The organism is Actinotalea sp. (assembly GCF_041597215.1).
Taxonomy (GTDB): domain Bacteria; phylum Actinomycetota; class Actinomycetes; order Actinomycetales; family Cellulomonadaceae; genus Actinotalea.
Genome location: NZ_JBFHHB010000333.1, coordinates 1 through 2,586, shown reverse-complemented (window position 1 = coordinate 2,586; position 2,586 = coordinate 1). Strand labels below are relative to the sequence as shown.

At 70.3% G+C, this 2,586-nt stretch carries 5 protein-coding genes; all 5 read right to left on the bottom strand.

Features of this window, described 5'->3' with window-relative positions; translation table 11 throughout:
- Window positions 1–93: 93 nt before the first annotated feature.
- Complete coding sequence (locus ABWK99_RS15600; RefSeq protein ID WP_372595605.1) at window positions 94–1,035, bottom strand: hypothetical protein; 942 nt, start codon at window positions 1,033–1,035, stop codon at window positions 94–96.
- Entirely contained in the window at window positions 1,032–1,799 is a 768-nt protein-coding gene (locus tag ABWK99_RS15595) for a hypothetical protein (protein ID WP_372595604.1), read from the bottom strand. Before ABWK99_RS15595 ends, ABWK99_RS15600 begins: the two co-directional genes overlap by 4 nt.
- Window positions 1,796–2,131: a hypothetical protein gene (locus ABWK99_RS15590; protein ID WP_372595603.1), complete on the bottom strand. Its 336-nt coding sequence runs from the start codon at window positions 2,129–2,131 to the stop codon at window positions 1,796–1,798. The genes ABWK99_RS15595 and ABWK99_RS15590 overlap by 4 nt, the downstream gene beginning before the upstream one ends.
- Window positions 2,128–2,310, bottom strand: a complete 183-nt coding sequence (locus ABWK99_RS15585) for a hypothetical protein (RefSeq protein WP_372595602.1) — start codon at window positions 2,308–2,310, stop codon at window positions 2,128–2,130. The genes ABWK99_RS15590 and ABWK99_RS15585 overlap by 4 nt, the downstream gene beginning before the upstream one ends.
- A partial coding sequence (locus ABWK99_RS15580; protein WP_372595601.1) for a hypothetical protein occupies window positions 2,307–2,586 on the bottom strand: 280 nt, incomplete at its 5' end. The genes ABWK99_RS15580 and ABWK99_RS15585, both read right to left, overlap by 4 nt.

The following is a 2,586-nucleotide window of genomic DNA, read 5'->3' as shown; positions in this document are numbered from 1 at the left end:
GGCACGGGCACGGGCACGCGATCGGCCCGTCGGCGATCTCGGACCATCCCGTTCCGGAGCACGAGCCGTGCTTCTCGCCCTTGCAGTCCGGATTCACGACGCCTGCTCCGCGTCTCGTGCGGCGATCGCTGCGGCGTCGGCTTCGTTCCCCTCGGAGACGAGCGCGTCGATGATCCGCGACGCCTCTTCCTTGCTGAGGTCCTTCGACGTCTCGACGGTGCGGCCGATCACGTCGCTGATGTACCGCAGGCCGAGGTCCCGGTCGCTGAGTCCCGCGTGCCCGAGCGCAGCGTGCATCGCCTTCGACTGCGCGGGCGTGATCGGGTCGGGCTCGTCGGGCAGGATCTCCGCGTCGGTGACGTCCACCGGCTCCGACGGCACCTCCGGTTCGGGCAGGTCTGGCTCCACCGGTTCGGGTCGCGCCGCCCGGGATACCTTGCGGGTCTCACCAGTGCCCCGCGCGACCGTCACCGTCGGGGTCTCCGCCAGTTCGATCTCCTCGATCGAGTACGGGACGCCCGCGAGGACGTCGGGGGCGATGCGACGGGCCACGTCACCCGACGCACGGGCGTACAGCATCGCGATCGGGTCCGTCCGGTACTTCGCGTTCGACGTGTACCCGGCTTTCGTGGCACGGTCGATCGTCCACGTCACCTTCTCCACATGCTCCGAGCCGCGGCGCCGCCCGGCGACCGTGACCTTCCGCTCCGTCTCGTCCTCCGTCCAGATCTCGTGACCGTGGGATAGGACCAGGGCGACCATGGTGCGGGCGTACAGGCCCGGGGTGCCGGAGATGACATGGATTGACCGCAGCGCCGACAGGGGCGAGAGGCCGAGCTCGTCGCCGAGGATGATCGCAGCGGTGGCGTCCCCGGGTTTGCCCTGGAAGTGCTTGGGGACGAACGTCGTCGCGGCGAGGGACTTCGCCAGGGAGTGCGCGGCGGTCGCGGCGGATGCCCACGCGATGAGGCGGCCCCCGGTGGGGTCCGTCCGGGCGACGTCGGTGTGCGCCTCGTAGGGGGTCAGCTCGCTCATGCTGCGTCCTCACTCTCGGGCGCCGGCATCGGTTCGCCGAGGAGCCCCTTGATCCAGTCGGTGCGCTGCGCGACGTAGGCGATGTGCCGGAACACGCCGTATGCCTCGTCGATCTCGGCGGGGTTGCCCGCGAGGGGGTACAGGTAGGACCCGTCGGCGGTGATGTGCACGACCCCGGTGCGGTCGATGTGCGGCAACGCCTGCTCGTCGTCGGGGGTCGGCGCGTAGAACTCGGCACGGGCGTAGGCGGCGGTCTGCAGCCCGGTCTCCCCGTACACCCCGGTGGACGTCTTCCAGTCGAGGAGCCACGTCTGCCCGCCGAGGCGCACGATCGCGTCGGGCTTGCCCGCCCACCAGTGGGCACGGTTCGCGACGGGGACCTCGGTGATGATCGGTTCGACGTCGAACGCGTCGAGCCACCTCGTGTACCCCTCGACGTGCCCGGCGAGGTGTTCGGGGACCTCGACCTCACGCCCGTGGATGATCTGCTCGGCTAGGCCGTGCACGTCGGTGCCGCGCACGGCCGCCTCGTCGCGCTTCTGCCACGGGATCTGCTTGAGTGCCGCGACGCCGGGGTCGCGGCCCATGGCACGGAGCGCCTCGACCCCGTCAGGGTTGTCCATGACGTACTCGGCGACGGCCTTCGCGGACCAGTAGACGAGGGCGGGCTTCGGGAGTCCTTTGCCGAGGAGGGTGGTGACACCGGGGACGGGGCGCCCGTCGAGGGTGTACCGGTGACCGCGTTCACTGAACTTGAGGGTCACGGGGTCGTCTCCTTCGGGATCACGCGGGTCAGTCGGTACACGGGCGACCGCTTGGCGCCGTTGCGCGAGGGTCCGCCGTTGGGTGCCCAGCCGGTGCGGATGAGGTAGCCGCCGAGCCGGAACGCGTTGATCGCGGCACCGATCGAGGCCGGGTTGACCCAGGCCGGCAGGTGCGGTCGGACGGTGGCTGCGGTGACCTGCCCGTGGTGCTCGCGTGCGGCGGTCATGACGGCCTGTCGGACGGCTTCGCGGGAGTCGACGCGCGAGGGTCGCCAGTCGGTCGCGATGGCACCGAGGACCGCGTCGAACGTGTCCTGCGTCGGGGCGGTCATGCGGTCACCCCGTTCAGCGCGAGGTGCTCGGTGGCGCGCTTCTGGGCCTTGGCTCGGGACTTGTAGGTGTGCTCCCAACCGCACGTGCAGCTGACCGATGTCGTTCCCGCCTTGGAGCCGACCTTGAGCGTGAGGAGCATGACGGACCAGGCGGTGTGGACGAAGTCGGTGGCGGTCATCGCGTCACCAGCGAGATCGGGAACGCGCCGGGGGTCTCGGCGGTCACGTCGCGCCAGGACATCCACCATCCCTCAGGGTCGCCGGCACCCTTGATGGTCACCGCGTAGGCGTGCTGCACCTCGTCTGCACCGGTACGCCAGTCCATCGAGAAGTCGCCGACCATCTCCTGATCCCAGGCGTTCACCGCGTCGGCCATTGCCTGCGGGTCGACATGGCCGTAGGAGTAGACGTGTGTCGCATCCTCGTTCTCGACGATCGGCACGCCGCCGCTGCCG